Below are 21,587 nucleotides of genomic sequence, written 5' to 3' on the forward strand. Positions count from 1 at the left end.
ACGGCCGGCGGGGCTGGCTCCGTCCGCCCGGCCGTCTCCTCCTCGGTCAGCCGAAGTTGGCCTGGCCGCCGTCGAGAGGCACCGTGGCGCCCGTCAGATAGCGGGCGTCCGGGCCGCACAGCATCGCGACCGCGCGTCCGATGTCCTGCTCGCAGTCACCGACGTACCCCAGCGGGATGGACGCGCAGAACTCGGCGGCCTCCTCGGGGTGGGCGTCCTGCCAGCCGGCGTAGGCGGGCGAGGTCGCGTGCGGGGCGATGGCGTTGACCCGGATTCCGTCGCGGCCCCATTCGTTGGCGGCGGCCCGGGTCAGGGAGCGCAGCGCGGACTTGGCGGCCGCGTACGCGCCGTAGGTGCTCAGGTCCCAGCGGACCATGGCGGAGGTGACCAGGTTGATGATCACTCCCCCGCCGTCGCGCTTCAGGTGCGGGTGCGCTGCCTTCATGAAGGCGAACGCCGCGAACGGGCCGCTGTCGAAGCCCTTTTGGAACTGTTCGTCGCTCAGTGAGAGCAGTGGCCCGTAGCAGCCGGTGTAGGCGTTGTTGACCAGGATGTCGATCCGGCCGAAGCGTTCGGCGACGTCCTCCACCACGGCGGGGATCCGTTCCGTGTCCCGTACGTCGAGGAGGAACGGCTCGGCCTTCGCCCCCCGCTCGTGCAGCATCGCGCACGTCGCCTCCAGCTTCGCCGCGGTCCGGCCGAGGACGGCGACGGATGCTCCGTCGGAGGCGAGGGCGAGTGCGATGCCCCGGCCCACGCCCTGGCCGGCTCCGCTGATGACCGCCACTTTTCCGTCGAGGTTCCGCATGGGCTCCACTCCTCTCAACTCGGCCGGGGAATATGCTTGTTGATGAACAGACCCGTCACGGTGACGCAGCTGCGGCCGCCGGCGGAGATCTCGCCGACCGTGCGGATCCGCGAGCCGTCCACCGAGATCTGGCGCCCGGTGACCGTCAGGGGCTCGAACAGCGGGGTGGGCCGCAGATAGCGCAGGGTCAGCTCCGCGGTCATCCCGGAGGGGCCGCCCCAGTGGTTGGCCACTCCCAGCGTGTGGTCGAGGAGCAGGGCCGAGACGCCGCCGTGCACATGGCCGGGCGGTCCCTGGTAGGGCAGGTCGAGCGTCACGACGCCCTCCACGGAGCCGTCGTCCTTGCCGCGCAGGTGCAGCGGCGGGGCGAGGGCGTTCTCCGGGCCGGTGACGGGGTCGTGCCGGGTGACGCCCTCGCCGCGCCACATCCCGGCGAGCCGGTCCTCGATGGACGGGGCCCTCTCGGTGAGCCCGTCGGCGACGGCGTCGAGCTGTGCGGCTATGGCGTCCATGTCGGCGCCGGACCGGTCGCCGGCACGGAGCAGGGCGGCGACCACCCGGCGGGCCGCGGCGACCGCGGCGTCGACGCCGTCCTTGTGCGGTTCGGCGACCAGCCTGGGGCCGGTGGCGGGCGCGGTGGTGTCGTGCGGGGGGACGCTCATGAGGTCACCGTCGCCGTCGCGTGGGTGAGCACGGGCGCGCCGTCGCGTTCGGGGCAGGCCGCGTGCAGCACGAGCCGCCCGGTGCCGTCGCCGGCCGGTGCGTCGTGCCATACGGAGGTCACCAGGGTCTCCCCGGGGACGAGAGGACCGGCGAAGCGGACGGTGAGCCCGGTGAGCCGGGTGACGTCGCCGTCGAGCACCCCGTCGACGAGGGCCTTGCAGACCAGCCCGTAGGAGGCGAGCCCGTGCAGGATCGGCCGGTCGAATCCGGCGGCCCGCGCGAACGCGGGGTCGGCGTGCAGCGGGTTGAGGTCTCCGTTGAGCCGGTACCACAGGGCCTGTTGAGGTGTGGTGGCGCAGGTGAGGACGGAGTCGGCGGGCCGGTCCGGTGCCTCCCAGCGCTCCTCCGGTCCCGGCTCCCCGCCGAAGCCGCCCTCGCCGCGTGCCCAGATCCGGGTGGTGGTGGTCCACAGCGGCTCGCCGCCGGCGTCCGTGGCCGCGGACTCCAGGACGAGGAGCGCGGCCGTGCCCTTGTCCCGGATCTCGGCGACCCGCGAGCGGAGCGTGGCGGTGCCCGATGCCGGGAGCGGCCGGTGCACCTGGAGTCCCTGGCCCGCGTGGAGCAGGGCCCGCAGGTCGATGTCGATGCCGGGCAGGTGGAATCCCGGTGCGGCCTCCTCGCCGCAGGAGATCCCGGAGCCGGCCACCACCGCGAAGGTCGGCAGCACGGCGAGGCCGTTCTCGAAGGTCAGGTGCAGCTCGGGGCCGGTGGCCGCGTCGGCGCCCGCGCCGAGGCTCAGGTGGTAGAGGAGTACGTCGCGGGTGGTCCAGCGGATCTCGCGGACGGACGGGTCCGCGGTCAGCGCCTTCTCTCGGTCGATGGGCATGTCAGCCTTTCTCGGTGGGCTCGGGGTCGCGCGGCAGGCCGAGGATGCGCTCGCCGATGATGTTCAGCTGGATCTCCGTCGTACCGCCCGCGATGGACAGGCAGCGGGCGTTGAGGAACTGCCAGGTGGCGTCGAGGCGTTCGCCCTCGCCGGTCAGCGCTGCGGAGCCCTGCCAGTCCACGCAGGTCTCCCAGACCCGCTGCTGGTGTTCGACGCCGAGCAGTTTGGCGACGGACGCCTCGGCGCCCGGCTGCTGTCCGGAGACGGTGCGCAGGGTGGTGCGCAGGGCGAGGACGGCGCCGGACTGCGCGTCGCAGAGGTGGCCGCCGAGGGTGGTGAGCTGTTCGTCGTCGAGGCCGTCCGAGGCGGCGGCGATCTCCAGGAGCGCCTCGGCGCCGGAGCCGACCGAGTCGTGGGACAGGGCGACGCGTTCGTTGGCGAGGGTGGTGCGGGCGAGCTTCCAGCCGTCGCCCGGGGAGCCGACGAGCAGCTCGTCGGGGATGAACACCTCGTCGAGGAAGACCTCGTTGAACTCGGCGTCGCCGGTGATCTGCCGCAGCGGCCGGATATCGAGGCCGGGGCTCGTCATGTCGAGGAGGAAGTAGGAGATCCCCTTGTGCTTGGGCACGTCGGTGTCGGTACGGGCGAGCAGGACGCCCCAGTGGGCGTCGCGGGCCATGGACGTCCACACCTTCTGGCCGGTGACGCGCCAGCCGCCGTCCGCCTTCTCGGCGCGGGTGCTGAGCCCGGCGAGGTCGGACCCCGCGCCCGGCTCGCTGAACAGCTGGCACCAGACGGTGTCGCCGCGCAGGCTCGGCCCGAGGAACCGCTCCTGCTGGGCCGGGTCGCCGTGGGCGATGAGCGTGGGCACCACCCAGCCGCCGATGATCATGTCGACGGGGGTGAGGTCAGCGGCCCGGAGCTCCTCGGCGATGACGAGCTGCGTCACCGGGTCCGCGCCCTTGCCCCAGGGCGCCGGGAGATGGGGGGCGGTGTAGCCGTGGTCCGCGAGGTGGTCGAGGCGTTCCTCGCCGTCCAGGGCGGCGGCGAGCCGCAGCTCGGCGCGGATGTCCTCGCGGACGGCTTGGGCCTCCGCGGGCAGTTCCACGCCCAGTGTTCGGCGGGTGCCTTCCAGCGTGAGGCGGGCGACCCGGCGGCGCCAGGCGGCGGACGGGCCCAGCGCGATCCGGAGGGTCTGGGCGCGGCGCAGCGCGAGATGCGCGTCGTGCTCCCAGGTGAAGCCGATGCCGCCGAGCACCTGGATGCAGTCCTTGGCGACGCAGAACGCGGCGTCGACGCCGGCCGCTCCGGCGACGGCGGCGGCCAGCGAGGCCTCACGGGCGTCGCCCGCGCCGCCGGGTCCGGCCGCGCGGGCGGCGTCCCAGGCGCAGGCGCGGGCCTGTTCGGCCTGCGCGAGCATCCGGGCGCAGCGGTGCTTGACGCCCTGGAACTGGCCGATGCGGCGGCCGAACTGTTCCCGGACCCGGGCGTACTGTGCGGCGGTGGTCACGCAGCGGTCCGCGAGGCCCGAGGACTCGGCGGCGAACAGTGTCGCGGCGAGGTCCAGGGGCTGCTGCGGATCGAGGCCGAGCAGATCGGCGGCCGGCACCGGGACCGACCGTGCGGTCACCCTGGACGAGCGGCGGGTGAGGTCGTGGCTGCGGACGTCGGTGGTGTCCACGGCGGCGCGGGGCAGTACCAGCCAGGTGGTGCGGCCGTTGTCGGAGGCGGGCAGGACGAACACGTCGGCGAGGTGTCCGCCGACGACGAGTTCGGACGTTCCGGTGACGGTGACCGTGCCGTCTGCGGCGCGCGCCAGGGCGAGGGTGCCGGGGCCGAGTCCGACCGCGCCGAGGGTGGTGCCGGCGGCGAGCGCGGCGAGGTAGGTGCGGTGTCCGGCCGCGTGCAGGACGGCCGAGGCGAGCGTCGTCGGCAGGTAGGGTCCGGGGGCGGTCGCGCGACCCAGTTCCTCGGTGACGACGGCGAGTTCGACGAGTCCGTACCCGGCGCCGCCCACCTCCTCGGGCAGGTGCAGCCCGAGCAGTCCCTGTTCCGCGAGGCCGCTCCAGTGGGCGGGGACGGTCTCCTTGCCGGCGTCGGCCGCCGCGCGCAGGGTGTCCTCGGTGATGTGCCGGTTCGCGAAGGCGCGTACGGCGTCGCGCAGGTCGCGGTGTTCCTGGGTGAGTCCGATGGTCATGGCGCGCCCCCTCAGATGCGTTCGATGACGGTGGCGGTCGCGTGCGCTCCACCGGCGCACATGGTGATCAGCGCGGTGGACTTCCCGGTCCGTTCCAGTTCGTGCAGGGCCTGGGTGATGAGCCGGGCGCCGGTGGAGCCGACGGCGTGACCGAGCGCGATGGCACCGCCGTTGACGTTGACCTTGTCCAGATCGGCCTTGTGGACCCGCGCCCAGGACAGGACGACGGAGGCGAAGGCCTCGTTGATCTCGACGAGGTCGATGTCGGCGAGGGTCATCCCGGCGGTGCGCAGGACGCGTTCGGTCGCGGCGACGGGGCCGTCGAGGTGGTAGTACGGGTCGGAGCCGACCATGGCGGAGGCCACGATGCGGGCGCGGGGGCGGAGTCCCTCGCGGGCGGCGCGCTCCCGGCTCATGAGCAGGACGGCGGCGGCGCCGTCGCTGATCTGGGAGGAGTTCCCGGCGGTGTGGATGCCGTCGGGGAGGACCGGGCGCAGGGCTGCCAGGGCCTCGGCCGTGGTGTCCCGCAGCCCCTGGTCGCGGGTGACGGACACGGTCTCGCCGGTGGGCCCGTCGGGGCCGGTGGCGGGGGCCTCGATCCCGATGATCTGGCGGTCGAAGCGTCCTTCGGCCCAGGCGCGGGCGGCCTTCTGCTGGGAGGCGAGGCCGAGGGCGTCCGCGTCGGCCCTGGTGATGCCCCGGTTGCGGGCGATGCGTTCGGCGGCCGTGAACTGGTCGGGCATGTCCAGGGACCAGCTGTCCGGTACCGGGGAGCCGTTGTCGGGGGTGAGCGCGGCGCCGAGGAAGACGCGGCTCATGGACTCGACGCCGCAGCCGATGCCGGTCTCGATGGCGCCGGCGGCGATCAGGCCCGCGACCAGGTGCACGGCCTGCTGGGACGATCCGCAGGCACAGTCGACGGTGGTGCACGCGGTGGTGTGCGGGAGTCCGCTGTGCAGCCAGGCGCCGCGGGTGACGTTGTTGGACTGTTCGCCGGCCTGGGTGACACAGCCGCCGATGACCTGCTCCACGGTGCCGGGCGCGATACCCGCCCGCTCCACCAGGCCCTTCTGGGCGAGCCCGAGGAGTTCCGCCGGGTGGAGTCCGGACAGGACACCGCGGCGGCGGCCGACCGGTGTCCGTGCGGCTTCGACGATGACGGCCTCGGTCATGGCTCTCCGTAAGGGGTGCGGGGCCCGTTGGGGCCGGGACACTGATGAAGGAAAACTAGAATTTGTTCTCGAAATAGGCAAGGGCCAGTCCCGCTCAGTGGCCCGGCCCGCCCGGCCGCTCGGCAACCCGGCCCGCCCGGCCGCTCAGTTGCCCGGCCCGCCCGAGGGCGGCCGGCGGGGCGGCACGGCCGTGGTCCCACGGACCGGGACCGGGGTGCGCCGGGTCCCCGGAGCGCCGGTACCGGTCAGTGGGACTCCCCCGCCCGGACGCCGGTGTACGCGCCTAGCGTCCGGACCCTGGAGACCAAGCGTCGCAAAGGGGATGAGAGCAACGTGAGCGCAGTCGAGTCGGCACACGACGACGTCAGGGCCATCGAAGCCACTGCGGCACCCACGCGTTTCGCGCGCGGCTGGCACTGCCTGGGCCTCGCGGAGAAGTTCAAGGACGGCAAACCGCACCCGGTCCGGGCGTTCGGCCAGAAGCTCGTGGTGTTCCAGGCGGGCGACGGCACGCTCAGCGTCCTGGACGCCTACTGCCGCCACATGGGCGGCGATCTCTCGCAGGGCACCGTCAAGGGCGATGAGGTCGCCTGCCCGTTCCACGACTGGCGGTGGGGCGGCGACGGCCGCTGCAAGCAGATCCCGTACTCCAGGAGGGTGCCGCTGCGGGCCCGCACGGCGGCGTGGACGACGCTGGACCAGGACGGCATGCTCTTCGTCTGGAACGACCCGGAGGGCAATCCCCCGCCCGCCGGCGTGAGCATCCCCCGGATCGAGGGGGCGACGAGCGACGAGTGGACCGACTGGCTCTGGTACGAGACGGTCATCGACGCCAACTGCCGCGAAGTCGTCGACAACGTGGTGGACATGGCCCACTTCTTCTACGTCCACTACTCCTTCCCGACGTACTTCAAGAACGTCTTCGAGGGCCACACCGCCACCCAGCACATGCGCGCCACCGGCCGCCCCGACGCCCGTCCCCAGGAACAGGACGGCAAGCCGAAGACCACCGGCAGCAACTCGGTGGCCTCCTACCACGGCCCGTCGTTCATGATCGACGACCTCACTTACCACTACGAGAGCGGTGACACGCAGTCGGTCCTGATCAACTGCCACTATCCCGTCGACGCCGACCGGTTCGTGCTCCAGTACGGGATCATCGTGAAGCGCTCACCGTCCATGGCCGGCGATGCCGCCGATGAACTCGCTTCGGGTATGGGTCAGTTCATCAGGCTCGGCTTCGAGCAGGACATCCAGATCTGGCAGAACAAGGCGAGGATCGACAACCCCCTGCTCTGCGAGGAGGACGGCCCGGTCTACCAACTGCGCCGCTGGTACGAGCAGTTCTACGTGGACATGGCCGATGTGAAGCCGGAGATGACCGACCGCTTCGAGTTCGAGCTGGACACCACGCGGCCGGTCGAGGCGTGGCAGAAGGAGGTCGAGGCGAACCTCGCCCGCAAGGCCGCCGCCGAGGGCCGGCCGGTCTGATGCGGGTGGACAACCGGCTCGCCGACGGCGCACCGATGCGGTCGCTGGCCTGTGAGCGGTGCACGGCGCGGGTCCTGGTACGCAAGAGCAGCTGGCAGCAGACGAGTGTGCAGTGGGACGGCCGGGCCATGGCGCTCTGTGCGGAGCGCGATCCGGCCGCCGGCTCCTTCGAGGGCTGCGGGTCGCTGCGCGACACGATCCGCGAGGCCGCGCTGCGGGGCACGATCGAGCTGGTGGACGGGGGCGGCTCCACTACCGCCGCCCGATGATCACCAGCCGGGCCGGCGGCACGGCTGGCCGCCACACACTCGTACCGGGCATCGAGCGTCCGGGACTCGTCCGGAGCCGCCTCCACCGCAGCGTCGTTCACGATGCGGTGCACCCGGCCGGCCTCTTCGTGGTCGCCACCATGCCGGCCATCGACGCGGAGTACGCGGCGGGGCCGGCTCCGGGCCTGCTCGCGGCCCATGTCCACCTGGCATCGGGTGGGGAGCGCGCGGCCGTGCTCAGCGAGTGGACCGATGCCGCCGCCCACGACGAGGCCGTCCCGCGCGGCACCCCCTTCAAGCGCTACACGCTCCACGACTCGTTCCTTCAGGACCGGGGCGGCACAGCGCCGCGTGGCGCACAGGTGAGAGCGCGAGGCGCGCGGGCGGGTCCGGCGCGGTCCGGTGTCGTCGGGCGGGCGGTTGTCAGGTGGCCCTGCCGGGCGGGGTGAAGGCGGCCAGTGGCTCGGAGCCGGACCAGTCGTGGCCCCAGTAGCTGTCGGCGGTGATCTCCTCGGCCGTGTAGTGCCTCTCGTCGACGCGCATCCCGTCGCAGCCGTACTCGATGTCCCAGCCGCCGGGCGCGCGTACGTAGAACGACACCATCTTGTCGTTGGTGTGCCGGCCCAGCGTGGAGGAGAGGGAGAATCCCCGTCTGCCCACGTTGTCGAGGGCGCGGCCGACCGCGTCCAGGCTGTCCACCTCGACCATCAGGTGCACCAGTCCGGGTTCCTCGCCGTGCGGGGCGGGGCAGACGGCGAGGCTGTGGTGGCGTTCGTTGACGCCCATGAAGCGCACCCGGCGGGGCGGGCCGTCGGGCGACCGGCCGCCGAGCCGGATTCCGCCGCGCGGCAGGAAGCCGAGCACCTCGGTGTAGAAGGCGACGGTCTCGTCCGCGCAGGTGGTGGGCAGCACGACGTGCCCCATTCCCTGGCCGCCGGTGACGAACCGCTGGCCGAACCCGGTCAGTACGGGGCTGTGGTCGAGGATTGGGGCGAAGTACACCTCGACGGGCACTCCGGCCGGGTCGTCGAAGACGATGCCCTCCTCCACGCCCCGGTCGTCGGCCTCCTTCGCGGAGAGCGGCTTCACCGCCGTACCGGAGGCCTCGACAGCACGGCCCACGGCGGCGAGCGCGAACTGGTCCCGTACCTCCCAGCCGACCGACAGCACCCGGTCGCTGTCGCCGGGCAGGACGACGAGCCGGGCGCGGCGCTCGTCCATGCGCAGGTAGAGGCCGTCGGGGTCCGGCCCCGAGCCCTCGGCGAAGCCGAGGGCGTCCACGGTGAGTTCGCGCCAGCGGCCGATGTCACGTGTCTGGACCCGGAGGTATCCGAGTCCGCGGATCTGCGTCATGTGCGTTCCTCTCTGATCCCGCTGCGAGCGGAAGGTTTCTAGATCATCGAGCGCATCGGCCCGTGCGGCGGCTCGATGCCGATCTCCGTGAGCGCCGAGGCGTGGAAGACCGAGCCAGGTACGTGGATGGCGTGCGCGAGGCCGGTGTGCGCATCGCGCCAGAACCGCTGGATCGGGTTGTCCAGCCGCATCGCGTTGCCGCCGGAGCGGGCGACGATCTCGTCCACCGCGCGGACCGCCCGCCAGGCGGCCGCCGCCTGGGTGCGCCGGCCGACGGCCCGGCGCTCGAAGCAGATCTCCTGGCCGGCCGCGACCGCGTCGTACATCTGGCAGACGTTGTCCAGGAGCGCCGAGCGGGAGGCCGCGATCTCCGCCGCCGCGTCGCTGACGGCGTACAGGACGTACGGGTCGTCCCGCACGGCCTGGCCGGTGATCTGCACCCGGTCGCGCTGGTAGTCGAGGTGGTGGGCGAGTGCGCCCTCGCAGATGCCGATCACGGCGGCGGTGATGCCGAGCGGGAACGCGGCGGAGAACGGCAGCCGGTAGGCGGGGTTGGTCAGCCCGGACTCGGCGGCCAGGGACCCGTCCACGACCTTGGCGTACTCGATGACGCGGTGAGCGGGCACGGAGGCGTCCTTGACGATGACGTCCTTGCTGCCGGTGCCGCGCAGTCCGACGACGTCCCACGAGTCGTCGACGATCTCGTAGTCGGCGCGCGGCAGGATGACGTGGACGGACCGCGGGGGGTTGATCCGGTTGCCGTCGCTGTCGGCGAGGAAGCCGCCGAGGAAGATCCACCGGCAGTGGTCGGTACCGGAGGAGAACTGCCAGCGGCCGTTGAAGACGTAGCCGCCGTCCACGGGCCTGAGCAGGCCCATCGGTGCGTACGGGGAGGCGATCCAGGTGTCGGGGTCCTCGCCCCAGATCTCCTCCTGGACCCGGGGGTCTGCCATCGCCATCTCCCACGGGTGGACGCCGACGACGCCCGCGACCCAGCCGGTGGCCCCGTCCAGGGAGGCGATCCTCATGACGGTCTCGGCGAACTCGCGCGGATGCAGTTCGAGGCCGCCGTGGGCCTTGGGCTGGAGCATGCGGATCGCGCCGACTTCGCGCAGGATCTTCGCCGCCTGGTCGTCGAGCCGGCCGAGCGCCTCGTTGGCGGGACCGAGCGCGCGGATCTCGTCGGCGCGTGCTTCGACGGCATCGAGTACCGGATTGGTCATGGCTGTTCTCACTTCCCCGGGGAGTTCTGGGCGGCGGTCGTGGCCCGGTTCCGCGCCGCGAGGGCGACCGCGATCTCGATGAGCTGGTCCTCCTGGCCGCCGACGAGCTTGCGGCGGCCGGCCTCCATGAGGATCTCGGCGCCGGACACCTGGTAGGTGGCGGCCTGACGGGCGGCGTGCTTCAGGAAGCTGGAGTAGACCCCGGCGTAGCCCATCGTCAGGGACAGCCGGTCGAGCAGGCACTCGCCGTCCATGACGGGCCGCACCACGTCCTCCGCCGCGTCGATGATCTTCAGTACGTCGATGCCGGTACGGATGCCCAGCTTCTCGGCGACGGCGGCGAAGCCCTCGACGGGCGTGTTGCCGGCGCCCGCCCCGAAGCGGCGGGTCGATCCGTCGATCTGCAGGGCCCCGGCACGCACCGCGAGCACGGAGTTGGCGACGCCGAGGCCGAGGTTCTCGTGGCCGTGGAAGCCGACCTGGGCGTCGTCGCCGAGTTCGGCGACCAGGGCGGCGATACGGTCGCTGGTCTGCTCCATGATGAGGGCGCCCGCGGAGTCGACCACGTAGACGCACTGGCAGCCGGCGTCGGCCATGATGCGGGCCTGCCGGGCGAGTTCCCCGGGCGGCCGGCTGTGCGACATCATCAGGAAACCGACGGTCTCCAGGCCGAGTTCGCGGGCAAGACCGAAGTGCTGGACGGCGATATCCGCTTCGGTGCAGTGCGTGGCGATCCGGCAGATCGCGGCGCCGTTGTCGGCGGCCTCGCGGATGTCGTCCTGGAGGCCGAGACCGGGCAGCATCAGGAAGGCGATCTTCGCCCGGCGGGCGGTCTTCACCGCGGCCTTGATCAGCTCCTGCTCGGGGGTGTGGCTGAAACCGTAGTTGAAGGAGGACCCGCCGAGGCCGTCGCCGTGCGTGACCTCGATGACGGGGACGCCCGCGTCGTCGAGGGCCGCGACTACGGAGGTGACGTGGTCGACCGTGAACTGGTGCTGCTTGGCATGTGATCCGTCCCGCAGGGACGAGTCGGTGACCCGGATGTCCAGGTCGGAGCTGTAGGGCATGGCGCGTGTACTCCTCGGTGTGCGGGCGGTCAGGCGCCGGCGCGGCGGGCGGTGATCCGCTGGGCGAAGCCCTCGCCGACCCTGGTGGCGGCGGCGGTCATGATGTCGAGGTTTCCGGAGTACGGCGGCAGGAAGTCGCCCGCGCCCTCCACCTCGATGAACACCGCGACCCGGGCGAACCCGCCGCTGACCGCGGTCGGATCGTCGAACTGCGGCTCGGCGCGCAGCCGGTAGCCGGGTACGTACGCGGCGACGCGGGCGACGGTCTCGAGGATCGACGTGGTGACGGCGTCCCGGTCGGCGTCGGCGGGGACGGCGCAGAAGACGGTGTCCTGCATCAGCATCGGCGGCTCGGCCGGGTTGAGGATGATGATGGCCTTGCCCTTGGCGGCGCCGCCGATCGTCTCGATGCCCCGGCCGGTGGTGAGCGTGAACTCGTCGATGTTGGCGCGGGTACCGGGCCCGGCGGACGGCGAGGCGACACTCGCGACGATCTCCGCGTAGGCGACCTCGGTGACCCGGGAGACGGCGTGCACGATCGGGATGGTGGCCTGTCCCCCACAGGTGATGAGGGAGACGTTCGGCGCGTCGAGGTGGTCGCCGAGGTTGACGGCGGGCACGACCGCCGGGCCGATCGCGGCGGGGGTCAGGTCGATGGCCTGGATGCCGAGTTCGGCGTACTTGGGTGCGTTGGCCCGGTGGACGTACGCGGACGTCGCCTCGAAGACCAGATCCGGCCGCTCCTCGCCGGCCAGCAGCGCGTCCACGCCTTCGGCGCTCGCGTGCAGGCCGTGGTCGGCGGCGCGCTTGAGGCCGGGGCTCTGCTCGTCGATGCCGATCATCCAGCGCGGCTCGATGTCCCGCGAGCGCAGGAGTTTGTACATCAGGTCGGTGCCGATGTTGCCGGATCCGACGATCGCGGCGGTCGCCTTGGTCACGGTTCGAACCTCATCCGGGTCGAGTGGGAACGGGAGAACAGGTGCGGGAGGGGGTGGCTCAGCCGTCGTAGGTGGCCTTCAGCCGGTCGCTGAGCGGGCGCGCCTGGCAGGCGAGGATCAGGCCGTCGGCGAGGTCGGTCGCGTCGAGGACCTCGTTGCGTTCCATGGCCACCTCGCCCTCGGTGAGGACGCAGGCGCAGGCGCTGCAACTGCCCTCCCGGCAGGAGTACGGGGCGTCCAGTCCGGCGGCGAGCAGCACGTCGAGCAACGGTGTGTCCCGCGGCCACCGCACGGTGTGGCGCACCCCGTCCAGCTCCACCTCGGCCGTGCCGGCGGGCCCGGTGGTGTCCAGCTCCGGCACGGGCTCGCGCTCGGCGAACGGGTCGCCGGACAGCGAGGTGAACCGCTCCACCGTGATCAGGCGGGCCGGCACGCCCAGTCCGGTGAGCGCGCCGGTGGCCAGGTCCATGAAGGGACCGGGCCCGCAGACGTAGGCGGGGCGCCCGGCGTACGGGCCGGCGAGGGCCCGCAGACCGGATGCGGTGGGCCGGCCCTGGACGGACTCCAGCCAGTGCAGGACCGTGAGCCGGTCGCCGTACTCCCTTTCCAGGGCGGCCAGTTCGTCGCGGAAGATCACGGAGCGCTCGTCGCGGTTGGCGTAGAGCAGGGTGACGGTGCCGGCCCCCGCGTACAGGGCGGAGGTGAGGATCGACATCACCGGGGTGATGCCGCTGCCCGCGGCGAGCAGCAGGAAGTCGCCGTCGAGCGAGCCGGGGGTGAAGGTGCCCGCGGGACGCAGCACCTCCAGGGTGTCGCCCTCGGTGACGTGGTCGCAGATCCAGTGGGAGGCGTAGCCTCCGGCGGTGCGCTTGACGGTGACCTTCAGATGCTGGTCGCGCACCGGGGAACTGCACAGCGAGTAGCAGCGGGCGGCTCCGCCGGGGCGCTCGGAGGGCACCCGGACGGTGAGGAACTGGCCCGGTTCGTAGGCGAACGCGTCCCGGTCCCCGTCGGCGGGCTCCAGGACCAGCGAGTGCGCGTCGGCCGTCTCCCGGATCACCTTGACGACGCGCACGGTCAGCGGCGCCGGGCTCATGGCGCGCCTCCGGTGGTGCCGGCCCCGGCGGACGAGGCCGCGCGGGCGGTGGCCGCGTGCCGGGCCGCGATATAGCCGAACACGATGGACGGGCCGATGGTGGCGCCCGGTCCCGCGTACTCGTTGGCCATCACGGACGCGGAGGTGTTGCCGGTGGCGTACAGCCCGGCGATGGCCGAACCGTCCTCGCGCAGTACCTGGCTGTGCTCGTCGCAGACGAGTCCGCCCTTGGTGCCGAGGTCGCCGACCTCGATCCGGATCGCGTAGTAGGGGGCCCGGTCGAGCTGGTCGAGGTTGGGGTTCTTGAGTGTCGGGTCGCCGTAGTAGCGGTCGTAGGCGCTGTCGCCGCGCCCGAAGTCGGTGTCCTGGCCGGTCCGGGCGAAGCCGTTGAACCGTTCGACGGTGGCGGTGAGCGCGTCCTCGGGGACTTCGATCAGCCGGGCGAGTCCGGCGACGCTGTCCGCGCGGTGCACGGTGCCGTTCTCGTAGAACGCCTTGGGGAACGGCATGCCGGGCAGGATCTGGGCGAACGGGTAGCGGGCGCGGGCCTTGGCGTCCATCACGAACCACGCGGGTGTGTGCCCGCCCTCGATCTGGTCGTGGACGAAGTTCACGTACGGCGAGGACTCGTTGGTGAAACGCCGGCCGTTCCCGGAGACGATCACCGACGGAGGGATGCACCGCTCGGAGACCAGCGGAACCGTCGCTCCGGACGGGTGGTGCACGGACGGCATCCACCATGCGTCGTCCATGAAGTCGAGGGCGGCGCCGAGTTCCTGACCGGCGACGATGCCGTCGCCGACGTTCTCGGCGGCTCCGGCGCTGTGGTTGGCCCGGCCGCCCTCTGGGAGGTACTTCTCGCGCATCTCCTGGTTGTGGTCGAAACCGCCGGTGGCGAGGAGGACGCCGTGCCTGGCGCCGACCCGTACGGCCTTGCCGTCCCGCTCGACGACGACTCCGGTGACCTTGCCGCCCGTGTCGGTGACGAGCCCGGTCATCGGGCTGCGCAGCCACACGGGGACTCCGGCCTCCTTCAGGGCCATGCGCATCCGTGCGACCAGCGCCCGTCCGCCGGTCGCCATGTGGCGGCGGCGCACCATGTTGGACGAGACGCGCCAGGCGGCGATCACGGAGGCCCAGCGGCCGCGCCAGGTCCGCTTGACCATGGCGAGGTCCCGGTAGTCCTTCGCGGTGATCCACAGTCCGAGCGGTCCCTTGAGGCTGTTGGGCCGCTGGTGCCTCTCGTCCTCGCCGAGCTTGCGGGTGTCGAAGGGCAGCGCCTCCACCGACCGGCCGAGCGGGCGGCCGCCCTCGTACTCGGGGTGGTAGTCGGCGTAGCCCTTGACCCAGAAGAAGCGCATCCAGCGGCTCCTGCCGAGCAGTTCCATCGCGGCCGGTCCCTGGTCGACGTAGGCGTCGAGGCGGGCGCCCGGTACCAGGTCACCGGTGAGCCGGTCGAGGTAGCGGCGCACGGAGGCCCGGCTGTCGTCGTGGCCCCTGGCCCGCAGGGTCGGGTTGTTGGGGATCCAGATGCCGCCGCCTGAGATCCCGGTCGTGCCGCCGTACATCGCGCCCTTCTCGACCACGACGGTGGTCAGGCCGCTGTCGGCCGCGGTCAGTGCGGCGGCCATGCCGCCCCCGCCGCTGCCGACCACGACGAAGTCGAACTCCTCGTCCCAGGCCTCCCGGGCCCCGGCGTTCACGCCGCGTCCGCGCGGGTGAGGAAGGCGAGGACCGCGCTCTCCCAGGCCGCCTTCTGTTCGATCATCACCCAGTGCCCGCAGTCGGGGAAGACGTGCAGTTCCGCGTCCGGAATGGTGCGCATCGGCAGGATCGACATATCGACGGGGCTGACCCGGTCGTCGCGGCCCCAGGTCAGCAGGGTCTTCGCCCGGAGCCGGTGCAGCATGGCCCAGTACGGTGGCTCGTCGGCCGCGGCGGCGTCGGCGGCCCGTGCGGCGAACGCCTCGCTGCCGTACATCAGCCGGGCACTGGCGAGCGTCTCCGGGTCGGTGGCCTGTGCCCACCGCTCCTCGATGAGTTCCTCGGTCACCAGGGACCGGTCGTGCACCATCGAGTTGAGCCAGCGGATCAGGCGCTCGCGGGTCGGTGCGTCGGTGAACTCCGTGAGGAGCTTGATGCCTTCGCCGGGCCCCGGACTGAACAGGTTCCGGCCGATGCCGCCGATCGTGACGAGGCGGCGTACCCGGTCCGGGTGCGCGAGGGCGAACCGGGTGCCGGCGATGCCGCCCATGGAGTTGCCGACGATGTCGGTCCGCCCGAGGCCGAGCCCGTCCAGGAACCGGGTCACGGAGGCGGCGGCCGTCGCCATGGGGTGGCCGTCGGCCGGGTCGCTGACCCCGAACCCGGGGAACTCCAGGACGAGGCAGCGGAAGTGCTCGGCGAACGCGGCCAGGTTGTGCCGGTAGTTGCGCCAGCCCGTGACTCCGGGGCCGGATCCGTGCAACAGGAGCAGGGGCGGGCCGTCGCCGGCCTCGTGGTAGCGCAGCACGCCCTGATCGGTCGCGAGCTCGCGCAATGTGGAGTCGTGGCTCAGCTCCGTCATCATCCCTGCCTCGATTGACCTCGGTGTTCGGTGGGCCCGGTGCCCGGGTGGGTCCGTGCGGCCGTGGGTGCCTTGTGCACAGTTCCTGGACGGTAGCCACGCCCCGCGGGAGTACGCGGCGGCCGTCTCGGTCAGCGGGATGCGTACGGTCACGGGGACGCCGGCGGCCCCGTAGGCCCGGCGGCCGGCGGCGTTCCACTGATCGGGAGCGCGTTGCCGGCGGGCCCGGCCGGTGTCCTAGCTTCGGCACCCTGCCCGGCTCCGGGCACACCACCGCACCGTCCCCGTCGAGGTGAACCTGATGACCGCAGAGCCCCTGTCCGCGCCCGAGGCCTGTGAGAAGACTGAGGCCTGTGAGGAGACCGAGGCTTGGGAGGAGACCGAGCCGACGCCCCTGCGGATGCGGCACACCATGGGGACCTTCGCCTCAGGCGTCACGGTGGTGACGGGGATCGGCCGGGACGGTGAACCGGCCGGCTTCGCCTGCCAGTCGTTCGCGTCCGTGTCGCTCGAACCGGCCCTGGTGCTGTTCTGCGCCGACCACCGGGGGCGTACGTGGCCGAGGATCAGGGAGTCGGGGCGGTTCGCCGTGAACATCCTGGCCGAGGAACAGTCGGACCTGTGCGGCCGGTTCGGGTCGGCCGGGGGCCGCAAGTTCGAGGGGCTGGACTGGCAGGTGTCCCGCTGGGGAACGCCGTCGCTGCCCGGCGTCCTGACCCGGGTGCACGCCGACGTCCACGACGTGCGCGGTGCGGGCGACCACGATGTGGTGGTGGGCCGGGTCCTCGCTCTGGAGACCGTCACCGATCAGCGGCCGATGCTCTTCTTCCGCGGCGGCTTCGGCGTCGGGGGCCCGGTGGCCGCGGTCCCCGACCCGTGGGGCTGGGGCGACCACTGGGGGTGAGGGGGCGGCGGACGCCAGTGGGCCGGGCCCCCGTTCCGTATACGGCCTCCTGCCAGGGGGCCGTCCGCGCTCTACTGCCAGTCGCCGTACTGTCCTGCGGCCAGCAGCCGGTCCATGGCCTGCGGGGACCAGGTCTCCTCCGGCACGGCCGCCGCGCGCCGCGCCCCCCTGACGGGCGCCTCCGGCTCGGGGAACAGTTCGCGGGACACCTGCCGGGCCGCGTCCACGACCAGCGGTGCGACCTTCTCCAGCGGGGACAGCGCGTCCCCCACCAGCGAGATCGCCGCGACCGGCCCCTCGGGGCCACGGACGGCGGTGGCGACACAGGCGATGTCGGGGAAGCACTCGCCGCGTTCGAAGGCCAGTCCGTGACGGCGCCGGATGCGGTTGAGCTCCTGGTGGAGAGTGCCGAGGTCGGAGATGGTGTGCCGGGTCAGGCGGCCGATGGCACCGGCCGCCCTCGTCTCGACGTCCTCCGGTTCGAGCCAGGCCAGCATGGCCTTGCCGAGCGCGGTCGAATGAGCGGGGGCCCGGCCGCCGACGCGGGACGGGACCGCCGCGGCGAAGCGGCCGCCGACCTTGTCGAGGTAGTGCACCTCCGCACCGTCCAGGACGGCCAGATGGACGACCAGGCCGGTCTTGATCTGCAGGTGGTGCAGCCGGGCGGCGGCGGCCTCACGGATCCTGCTGTGCGCGCCGTCCCCGCCGCCGAGGCCGAGGGCGCGGCGGCCGAGCCCGTAGCCGAGTCCGGTGTGTTCGAGCCAGCGCAGCCGTACGAGCTGGTCGAGTATCCGGTGCGCCGTCGACCGGGGCAGCCGCGTGGACCTGGCCACTTCCTCCAGCGACAGCCGGGCGGTCCGGCCCTCGAAGACGTCCATGATCAGCGTCACCCGCTCGACCATCGACGGTGGCAGCTCGCGACGGTCCGGCACCTGCACGTTCAGAGCCTCATGGACAGCCGTCATGGGAGCCTCCAGTCACAGACTGAAATGAATTCTTGTTTTCCGGAATGTAACAGCGCCCCCCGAGCCCAGTGAAGACATGCGCGCACCCTCTTTTCGCCGCGCGGGGCGCCGCCCGCCCTGCGGACCCCCGCCACCGCACGACCGGGCGCCTGCGTGCCGTTGAGCCACCGATTTCCGACGAACCGTCATGAACCATGAAATCTCCGCGTCCGCCCCACGTGACGCAGACCATCCTCTGTGTCCGCGATCTCTGGGTAGGTCTCCGGTACGGTGTCGAACGCTTCGGGCCCGAGAGACCACGGAGCAGTCCGCCGCCGCCGAGTGACCACGGGACGCCGACCGGCGCACCCGTGCGACATCGCCCGTCCTGACGCCACGCGCTCGTGACACGACTGGGGAGTTTGATGTTCGACAAGGTATTGGTCGCCAACCGTGGAGAGATCGCGATCCGCGCGTTTCGCGCGGCGTTCGAGCTCGGTATCTCCACGGTGGCCGTGTATCCCCACGAGGACCGCAACTCCCTCCACCGGGCCAAGGCCGACGAGGCCTACCGGATCGGTGAGACCGGCCATCCCGTGCGCGCCTACCTCTCGGTCGACGAGGTCATCAAGGCCGCCCGGAAGGCGGGCGCCGACGCGATCTACCCGGGCTACGGCTTCCTGTCGGAGAACCCGGACCTCGCGGCCGCGTGCTCCGCGGCCGGCATCACGTTCGTCGGCCCCCCGGCCTCGGTGCTGAACCTGACCGGGAACAAGTCCCGGGCGGTCGCCGCCGCCCGGGAGGCCGGCGTCCCGGTCCTGAAGTCCTCCGAACCCTCCGAGGACGTCGACGCGCTCGTCGCCGCCGCCGACGACATCGGCTTCCCGGTCTTCGTCAAGGCCGTCGCGGGCGGCGGCGGACGCGGCATGCGCCGGGTCGCCGAGGCCGGCGAACTGCGCGAGTCGATCGACGCGGCCATGCGCGAGGCCCGCTCGTCCTTCGGCGACGCGACGGTCTTCCTGGAGCAGGCGGTGATCAACCCCCGCCACATCGAGGTGCAGATCCTCGCCGACGCCGAGGGCAACGTCGTGCACCTGTACGAGCGGGACTGCTCGCTCCAGCGCCGCCACCAGAAGGTCGTCGAGATCGCGCCGGCCCCGAACCTCGACCCGGAGCTGCGGGACCGGATCTGCGCCGACGCCGTCGCCTTCGCCCACCACATCGACTACGTGAACGCGGGCACGGTCGAGTTCCTCGTCGACGAGCGCGGCAACCACGTCTTCATCGAGATGAACCCGCGCATCCAGGTCGAGCACACCGTGACCGAGCAGGTCACCGGCCGCGACCTGGTGATCGCCCAGCTCCGCATCGCGGCGGGCATGACACTGCCCGAACTGAACCTCACCCAGGACGACATCACCCTCAACGGCACGGCGATGCAGTGCCGCATCACCACCGAGGACCCGGCCAACGGCTTCCGGCCGGACACCGGCACCATCTCCGCCTACCGCTCCCCCGGCGGGCCCGGGGTGCGGCTGGACGGCGGCACCGTCCACACCGGCGCCGAGGTGTCCGCCCACTTCGACTCGATGCTCGTCAAACTCACCTGCCACGGCCACGACTTCACCAACGCGGCCCGCCGGGCGCGCCGGGCCATCGCGGAGTTCCGCATCCGGGGTGTGGCGACCAACCTGCCGTTCCTGGGCGCCGTGCTGGACCAGCCCGACTTCCGGGCGGGACACATCACGACGAGTTTCATCGAGGAACACCCGGAGCTGATCCGGGCCCGCCCCTCGGCCGACCGCGGCAGCCGCATGCTCGGCTACCTCGCCGAGACCACCGTCAACCGGCCGTACGGCCCCCGTCCCTCCGTCATCGACCCGGCGGACAAGCTGCCGGTCCTGCCGGCCGGGACGGCGCCGGACGGTTCGCGGCAGCGCCTCGCGGCCCTCGGCCCGGAGGCCTTCGCCGCCGAGCTGCGCGCCCAGTCGGCCGTCGCCGTCACCGACACGACGTTCCGCGACGCCCATCAGTCGCTGCTGGCCACTCGGGTACGGACCCGTGACCTGCTCGCCGTCGCACCGCACGTCGCCCGGACCGCACCGCAGCTGCTGAGCCTCGAATGCTGGGGAGGCGCCACCTACGACGTGGCGCTGCGCTTCCTCGCCGAGGACCCGTGGGAGCGGCTGGTGAAGATCCGGGAGGCGGTGCCCAACATCTGCACCCAGATGCTGCTGCGCGGCCGCAACACGGTCGGCTACACGCCCTACCCCACCGAGGTCACCGAGGCGTTCGTCGCCGAGGCCGCGTCCGCCGGAATGGACATCTTCCGGATCTTCGACGCCCTCAACGACGTGTCCCAGATGCGTCCGGCGATCGACGCCGTACGCGCCACCGGCACCTCGGTCGCCGAAGTGGCGCTCTGCTACACCGCGGACCTCTCCGACCCCGGCGAGACCCTGTACACACTGGACTACTACCTGCGGCTGGCCGAACAGATCGTGGAGGCGGGCGCCCATGTGCTCGCCATCAAGGACATGGCCGGGCTGCTGCGCCCGCCCGCCGCCCGCACCCTCGTCACCGCGCTGCGCGAGCGGTTCGACCTGCCGGTCCATCTGCACACCCACGACACGGCCGGCGGGCAGCTCGGCACGCTGATCGCCGCCATCGACGCGGGCGTGGACGCGGTGGACGCGGCGGTCGCCTCCATGGCAGGCACCACCAGCCAGCCCCCGCTGTCCGCGCTGGTGGCCGCCACCGACCACACCGAGCGCGCGACGGGCCTCTCCCTCGAGGCCGTCGGAGACCTGGAGCCCTACTGGGAGGCGACCCGCAAGGTCTACGCCCCCTTCGAGTCCGGACTCGCCTCGCCCACCGGCCGGATCTACCACCACGAGATCCCCGGCGGTCAGCTGTCCAACCTGCGCCAGCAGGCCATCGCCCTCGGCCTGGGCGACCGCTTCGAACTCATCGAGGACTGCTACGCCGCGGCCGACCGCATGCTCGGCCGGCTGGTGAAGGTGACGCCGTCCTCGAAGGTCGTCGGTGACCTGGCGCTGCACCTGGTGGGCGCCGGGGTGGAGGCGGCGGACTTCGAGTCCGACCCTGGCAGGTTCGACGTGCCGGACTCCGTGATCGGGTTCCTGCGCGGCGAGCTGGGCGACCCGCCCGGCGGCTGGCCCGAGCCGTTCCGTACCCGCGCGCTCCAGGGCCGCCCGGCGAAGTCCGAGAAGCCGCGGTTGTCGGACGAGGACCGTGAGGGGCTGAAGCAGTCGCCGCGCGCGACCCTGAACCGGCTGCTGTTCCCCGGCCCGACGAAGGAGTTCGACGCGCACCGCGAGACGTACGGGGACACCTCGGTCCTGCCCACCCAGGACTTCCTGTACGGGCTGGAGACGGAGACCGAGCACACGGTCACGCTCGAACCCGGTGTCACCCTGCTGATCGAGCTGGAGGCCATCTCCGAGGCCGACGAGCGCGGGTTCCGCAGCGTACTGGCCACCCTCAACGGGCAGTTGCGGCCGGTGTCGGTGCGGGACAGGTCCGTCGCCACCGAGGTCAAGGCCGCCGAGAAGGCGGACCGCGCCAACGCGGGCCATGTCGCGGCGCCGTTCGCCGGGGTCGTCACCCTCCAGGTGGAGGAGGGTGCTTCGGTGTCGGCCGGCCAGACCGTCGCCACCATCGAGGCGATGAAGATGGAGGCCTCGATCACCGCCCAGGCCGCCGGGGTGGTGCGACGCCTCGCGATCGGCCGGGTCCAGCAGGTCGAGGCGGGCGATCTGCTCATCGAGACCGCCTGAGCCACCGGACCGGACGCCGGCCCCGGACAGCGCGGCGTCCGGTCCCCGCGGGCGCCTTCGCGCACCGGGGGCCGGACGTCCGACGGCCGGAGTGCGGTCACGCGTCGTCGTCGTCGACCCAGCTCATGAGCTTGCGCAGCTCGCGGCCGGTGGTCTCCAGCAGGTGGTCGCTGTCGGCCTTCTTGTACTCGTTGTACTTGGGCAGGCCGT

18 protein-coding genes and 1 pseudogene are annotated in these 21,587 nt (G+C 72.3%); 5 read left to right on the forward strand and 14 right to left on the reverse strand.

Annotated elements, in window-relative coordinates:
• Window positions 1-46: 46 nt before the first annotated feature.
• Genes ACZ6S6_RS28900 through ACZ6S6_RS28920 form a run of 5 tightly spaced genes read right to left on the reverse strand, consistent with a single transcriptional unit; the run spans window position 47 to window position 5,726 of the window.
• The gene (locus ACZ6S6_RS28900; RefSeq protein WP_469707547.1) at window positions 47-808 is read right to left on the reverse strand and encodes an SDR family NAD(P)-dependent oxidoreductase; all 762 of its coding nucleotides are present in this window, start codon (window positions 806-808) and stop codon (window positions 47-49) included.
• Between the two features lie 14 nt (window positions 809-822).
• Window positions 823-1,470 carry a PaaI family thioesterase gene (locus ACZ6S6_RS28905; protein WP_469707549.1) on the reverse strand — a complete coding sequence of 216 codons (648 nt, stop codon included), beginning with the start codon at window positions 1,468-1,470 and terminating at the stop codon, window positions 823-825.
• Window positions 1,467-2,357, reverse strand: coding sequence for a MaoC/PaaZ C-terminal domain-containing protein (locus ACZ6S6_RS28910; protein WP_469707551.1), 891 nt, complete (start codon window positions 2,355-2,357; stop codon window positions 1,467-1,469). The genes ACZ6S6_RS28905 and ACZ6S6_RS28910 overlap by 4 nt, the downstream gene beginning before the upstream one ends.
• Window position 2,358: 1 nt before the next feature.
• Complete coding sequence (locus tag ACZ6S6_RS28915; RefSeq protein ID WP_469707553.1) at window positions 2,359-4,554, reverse strand: acyl-CoA dehydrogenase; 2,196 nt, start codon at window positions 4,552-4,554, stop codon at window positions 2,359-2,361.
• 11 nt (window positions 4,555-4,565) lie between these two features.
• The gene (locus ACZ6S6_RS28920) at window positions 4,566-5,726 is read right to left on the reverse strand and encodes a steroid 3-ketoacyl-CoA thiolase (RefSeq protein WP_362962294.1); all 1,161 of its coding nucleotides are present in this window, start codon (window positions 5,724-5,726) and stop codon (window positions 4,566-4,568) included.
• A gap of 333 nt (window positions 5,727-6,059) precedes the next feature.
• Here ACZ6S6_RS28920 and ACZ6S6_RS28925 point away from each other — a divergent pair, with 333 nt between their 5' ends.
• Genes ACZ6S6_RS28925 through ACZ6S6_RS28935 form a run of 3 tightly spaced genes read left to right on the forward strand, consistent with a single transcriptional unit; the run spans window position 6,060 to window position 7,935 of the window.
• Window positions 6,060-7,217: a Rieske 2Fe-2S domain-containing protein gene (locus tag ACZ6S6_RS28925; RefSeq protein WP_469707555.1), complete on the forward strand. Its 1,158-nt coding sequence runs from the start codon at window positions 6,060-6,062 to the stop codon at window positions 7,215-7,217.
• Window positions 7,217-7,486 carry a ferredoxin gene (locus tag ACZ6S6_RS28930; protein ID WP_362962290.1) on the forward strand — a complete coding sequence of 90 codons (270 nt, stop codon included), beginning with the start codon at window positions 7,217-7,219 and terminating at the stop codon, window positions 7,484-7,486. The genes ACZ6S6_RS28925 and ACZ6S6_RS28930 overlap by 1 nt, the downstream gene beginning before the upstream one ends.
• The gene (locus ACZ6S6_RS28935) at window positions 7,483-7,935 is read left to right on the forward strand and encodes a hypothetical protein (RefSeq protein WP_469707557.1); all 453 of its coding nucleotides are present in this window, start codon (window positions 7,483-7,485) and stop codon (window positions 7,933-7,935) included. The genes ACZ6S6_RS28930 and ACZ6S6_RS28935 overlap by 4 nt, the downstream gene beginning before the upstream one ends.
• Here the strand turns inward: ACZ6S6_RS28935 and ACZ6S6_RS28940 are convergent.
• The 7 genes from ACZ6S6_RS28940 to ACZ6S6_RS28970 are packed head-to-tail and all read right to left on the reverse strand — an operon-like array spanning window position 7,910 to window position 15,732.
• Window positions 7,910-8,839: a VOC family protein gene (locus ACZ6S6_RS28940; protein ID WP_362962288.1), complete on the reverse strand. Its 930-nt coding sequence runs from the start codon at window positions 8,837-8,839 to the stop codon at window positions 7,910-7,912. The two genes, ACZ6S6_RS28935 and ACZ6S6_RS28940, sit on opposite strands and share 26 nt — an antisense overlap.
• 38 nt (window positions 8,840-8,877) lie before the next feature.
• Complete coding sequence (locus tag ACZ6S6_RS28945) at window positions 8,878-10,062, reverse strand: acyl-CoA dehydrogenase family protein (protein WP_469707560.1); 1,185 nt, start codon at window positions 10,060-10,062, stop codon at window positions 8,878-8,880.
• An 8-nt stretch (window positions 10,063-10,070) separates the two neighbouring features.
• Window positions 10,071-11,129 (reverse strand): 4-hydroxy-2-oxovalerate aldolase, encoded by a 1,059-nt coding sequence (gene dmpG / locus ACZ6S6_RS28950; protein WP_362962284.1) that lies wholly within the window; start codon window positions 11,127-11,129, stop codon window positions 10,071-10,073.
• Window positions 11,130-11,158: 29 nt separating this feature from the next.
• Window positions 11,159-12,067 carry an acetaldehyde dehydrogenase (acetylating) gene (locus ACZ6S6_RS28955; RefSeq protein ID WP_469707563.1) on the reverse strand — a complete coding sequence of 303 codons (909 nt, stop codon included), beginning with the start codon at window positions 12,065-12,067 and terminating at the stop codon, window positions 11,159-11,161.
• 58 nt (window positions 12,068-12,125) lie between these two features.
• Window positions 12,126-13,163, reverse strand: coding sequence for a ferredoxin--NADP reductase (locus ACZ6S6_RS28960; protein WP_362962280.1), 1,038 nt, complete (start codon window positions 13,161-13,163; stop codon window positions 12,126-12,128).
• Window positions 13,160-14,866, reverse strand: coding sequence for an FAD-binding protein (locus ACZ6S6_RS28965; RefSeq protein ID WP_362962278.1), 1,707 nt, complete (start codon window positions 14,864-14,866; stop codon window positions 13,160-13,162). Before ACZ6S6_RS28965 ends, ACZ6S6_RS28960 begins: the two co-directional genes overlap by 4 nt.
• Window positions 14,863-15,732 carry an alpha/beta fold hydrolase gene (locus ACZ6S6_RS28970; RefSeq protein WP_469707565.1) on the reverse strand — a complete coding sequence of 290 codons (870 nt, stop codon included), beginning with the start codon at window positions 15,730-15,732 and terminating at the stop codon, window positions 14,863-14,865. Before ACZ6S6_RS28970 ends, ACZ6S6_RS28965 begins: the two co-directional genes overlap by 4 nt.
• 298 nt (window positions 15,733-16,030) lie before the next feature.
• Between ACZ6S6_RS28970 and ACZ6S6_RS28975 the strand changes: the two genes are divergently transcribed.
• Entirely contained in the window at window positions 16,031-16,633 is a 603-nt protein-coding gene (locus ACZ6S6_RS28975) for a flavin reductase family protein (RefSeq protein ID WP_469707568.1), read from the forward strand.
• A 71-nt stretch (window positions 16,634-16,704) separates the two neighbouring features.
• On the opposite strand, the gene ACZ6S6_RS28980 is transcribed toward ACZ6S6_RS28975, so the two are convergent.
• Window positions 16,705-17,535 (reverse strand): IclR family transcriptional regulator, encoded by an 831-nt coding sequence (locus tag ACZ6S6_RS28980; RefSeq protein ID WP_362962413.1) that lies wholly within the window; start codon window positions 17,533-17,535, stop codon window positions 16,705-16,707.
• Between the two features lie 467 nt (window positions 17,536-18,002).
• Between ACZ6S6_RS28980 and ACZ6S6_RS28985 the strand changes: the two genes are divergently transcribed.
• Window positions 18,003-21,377, forward strand: a complete 3,375-nt coding sequence (locus ACZ6S6_RS28985) for a pyruvate carboxylase (protein ID WP_469707570.1) — start codon at window positions 18,003-18,005, stop codon at window positions 21,375-21,377.
• A gap of 97 nt (window positions 21,378-21,474) precedes the next feature.
• Here the strand turns inward: ACZ6S6_RS28985 and ACZ6S6_RS28990 are convergent.
• A pseudogene (locus tag ACZ6S6_RS28990) lies at window positions 21,475-21,587 on the reverse strand (ketol-acid reductoisomerase); the annotation flags it as partial.

The organism is Streptomyces sp. NPDC048671 (assembly GCF_055587045.1).

Bases quoted from the DNA above. Each gene is read 5' to 3' on its own strand.
- ACZ6S6_RS28900 (WP_469707547.1), bottom strand. From the start codon at position 808: ATGCGGAACCTCGACGGAAAAGTGGCGGTCATCAGCGGAGCCGGCCAG.
- ACZ6S6_RS28905 (WP_469707549.1), bottom strand. From the start codon at position 1,470: ATGAGCGTCCCCCCGCACGACACCACCGCGCCCGCCACCGGCCCCAGG.
- ACZ6S6_RS28910 (WP_469707551.1), bottom strand. From the start codon at position 2,357: ATGCCCATCGACCGAGAGAAGGCGCTGACCGCGGACCCGTCCGTCCGC.
- ACZ6S6_RS28915 (WP_469707553.1), bottom strand. From the start codon at position 4,554: ATGACCATCGGACTCACCCAGGAACACCGCGACCTGCGCGACGCCGTA.
- ACZ6S6_RS28920 (WP_362962294.1), bottom strand. From the start codon at position 5,726: ATGACCGAGGCCGTCATCGTCGAAGCCGCACGGACACCGGTCGGCCGC.
- ACZ6S6_RS28930 (WP_362962290.1), top strand. From the start codon at position 7,217: ATGCGGGTGGACAACCGGCTCGCCGACGGCGCACCGATGCGGTCGCTG.
- ACZ6S6_RS28935 (WP_469707557.1), top strand. From the start codon at position 7,483: ATGATCACCAGCCGGGCCGGCGGCACGGCTGGCCGCCACACACTCGTA.
- ACZ6S6_RS28940 (WP_362962288.1), bottom strand. From the start codon at position 8,839: ATGACGCAGATCCGCGGACTCGGATACCTCCGGGTCCAGACACGTGAC.
- ACZ6S6_RS28945 (WP_469707560.1), bottom strand. From the start codon at position 10,062: ATGACCAATCCGGTACTCGATGCCGTCGAAGCACGCGCCGACGAGATC.
- dmpG (WP_362962284.1), bottom strand. From the start codon at position 11,129: ATGCCCTACAGCTCCGACCTGGACATCCGGGTCACCGACTCGTCCCTG.
- ACZ6S6_RS28960 (WP_362962280.1), bottom strand. From the start codon at position 13,163: ATGAGCCCGGCGCCGCTGACCGTGCGCGTCGTCAAGGTGATCCGGGAG.
- ACZ6S6_RS28970 (WP_469707565.1), bottom strand. From the start codon at position 15,732: ATGATGACGGAGCTGAGCCACGACTCCACATTGCGCGAGCTCGCGACC.
- ACZ6S6_RS28975 (WP_469707568.1), top strand. From the start codon at position 16,031: ATGACCGCAGAGCCCCTGTCCGCGCCCGAGGCCTGTGAGAAGACTGAG.
- ACZ6S6_RS28980 (WP_362962413.1), bottom strand. From the start codon at position 17,535: ATGGTCGAGCGGGTGACGCTGATCATGGACGTCTTCGAGGGCCGGACC.
- ACZ6S6_RS28985 (WP_469707570.1), top strand. From the start codon at position 18,003: ATGTTCGACAAGGTATTGGTCGCCAACCGTGGAGAGATCGCGATCCGC.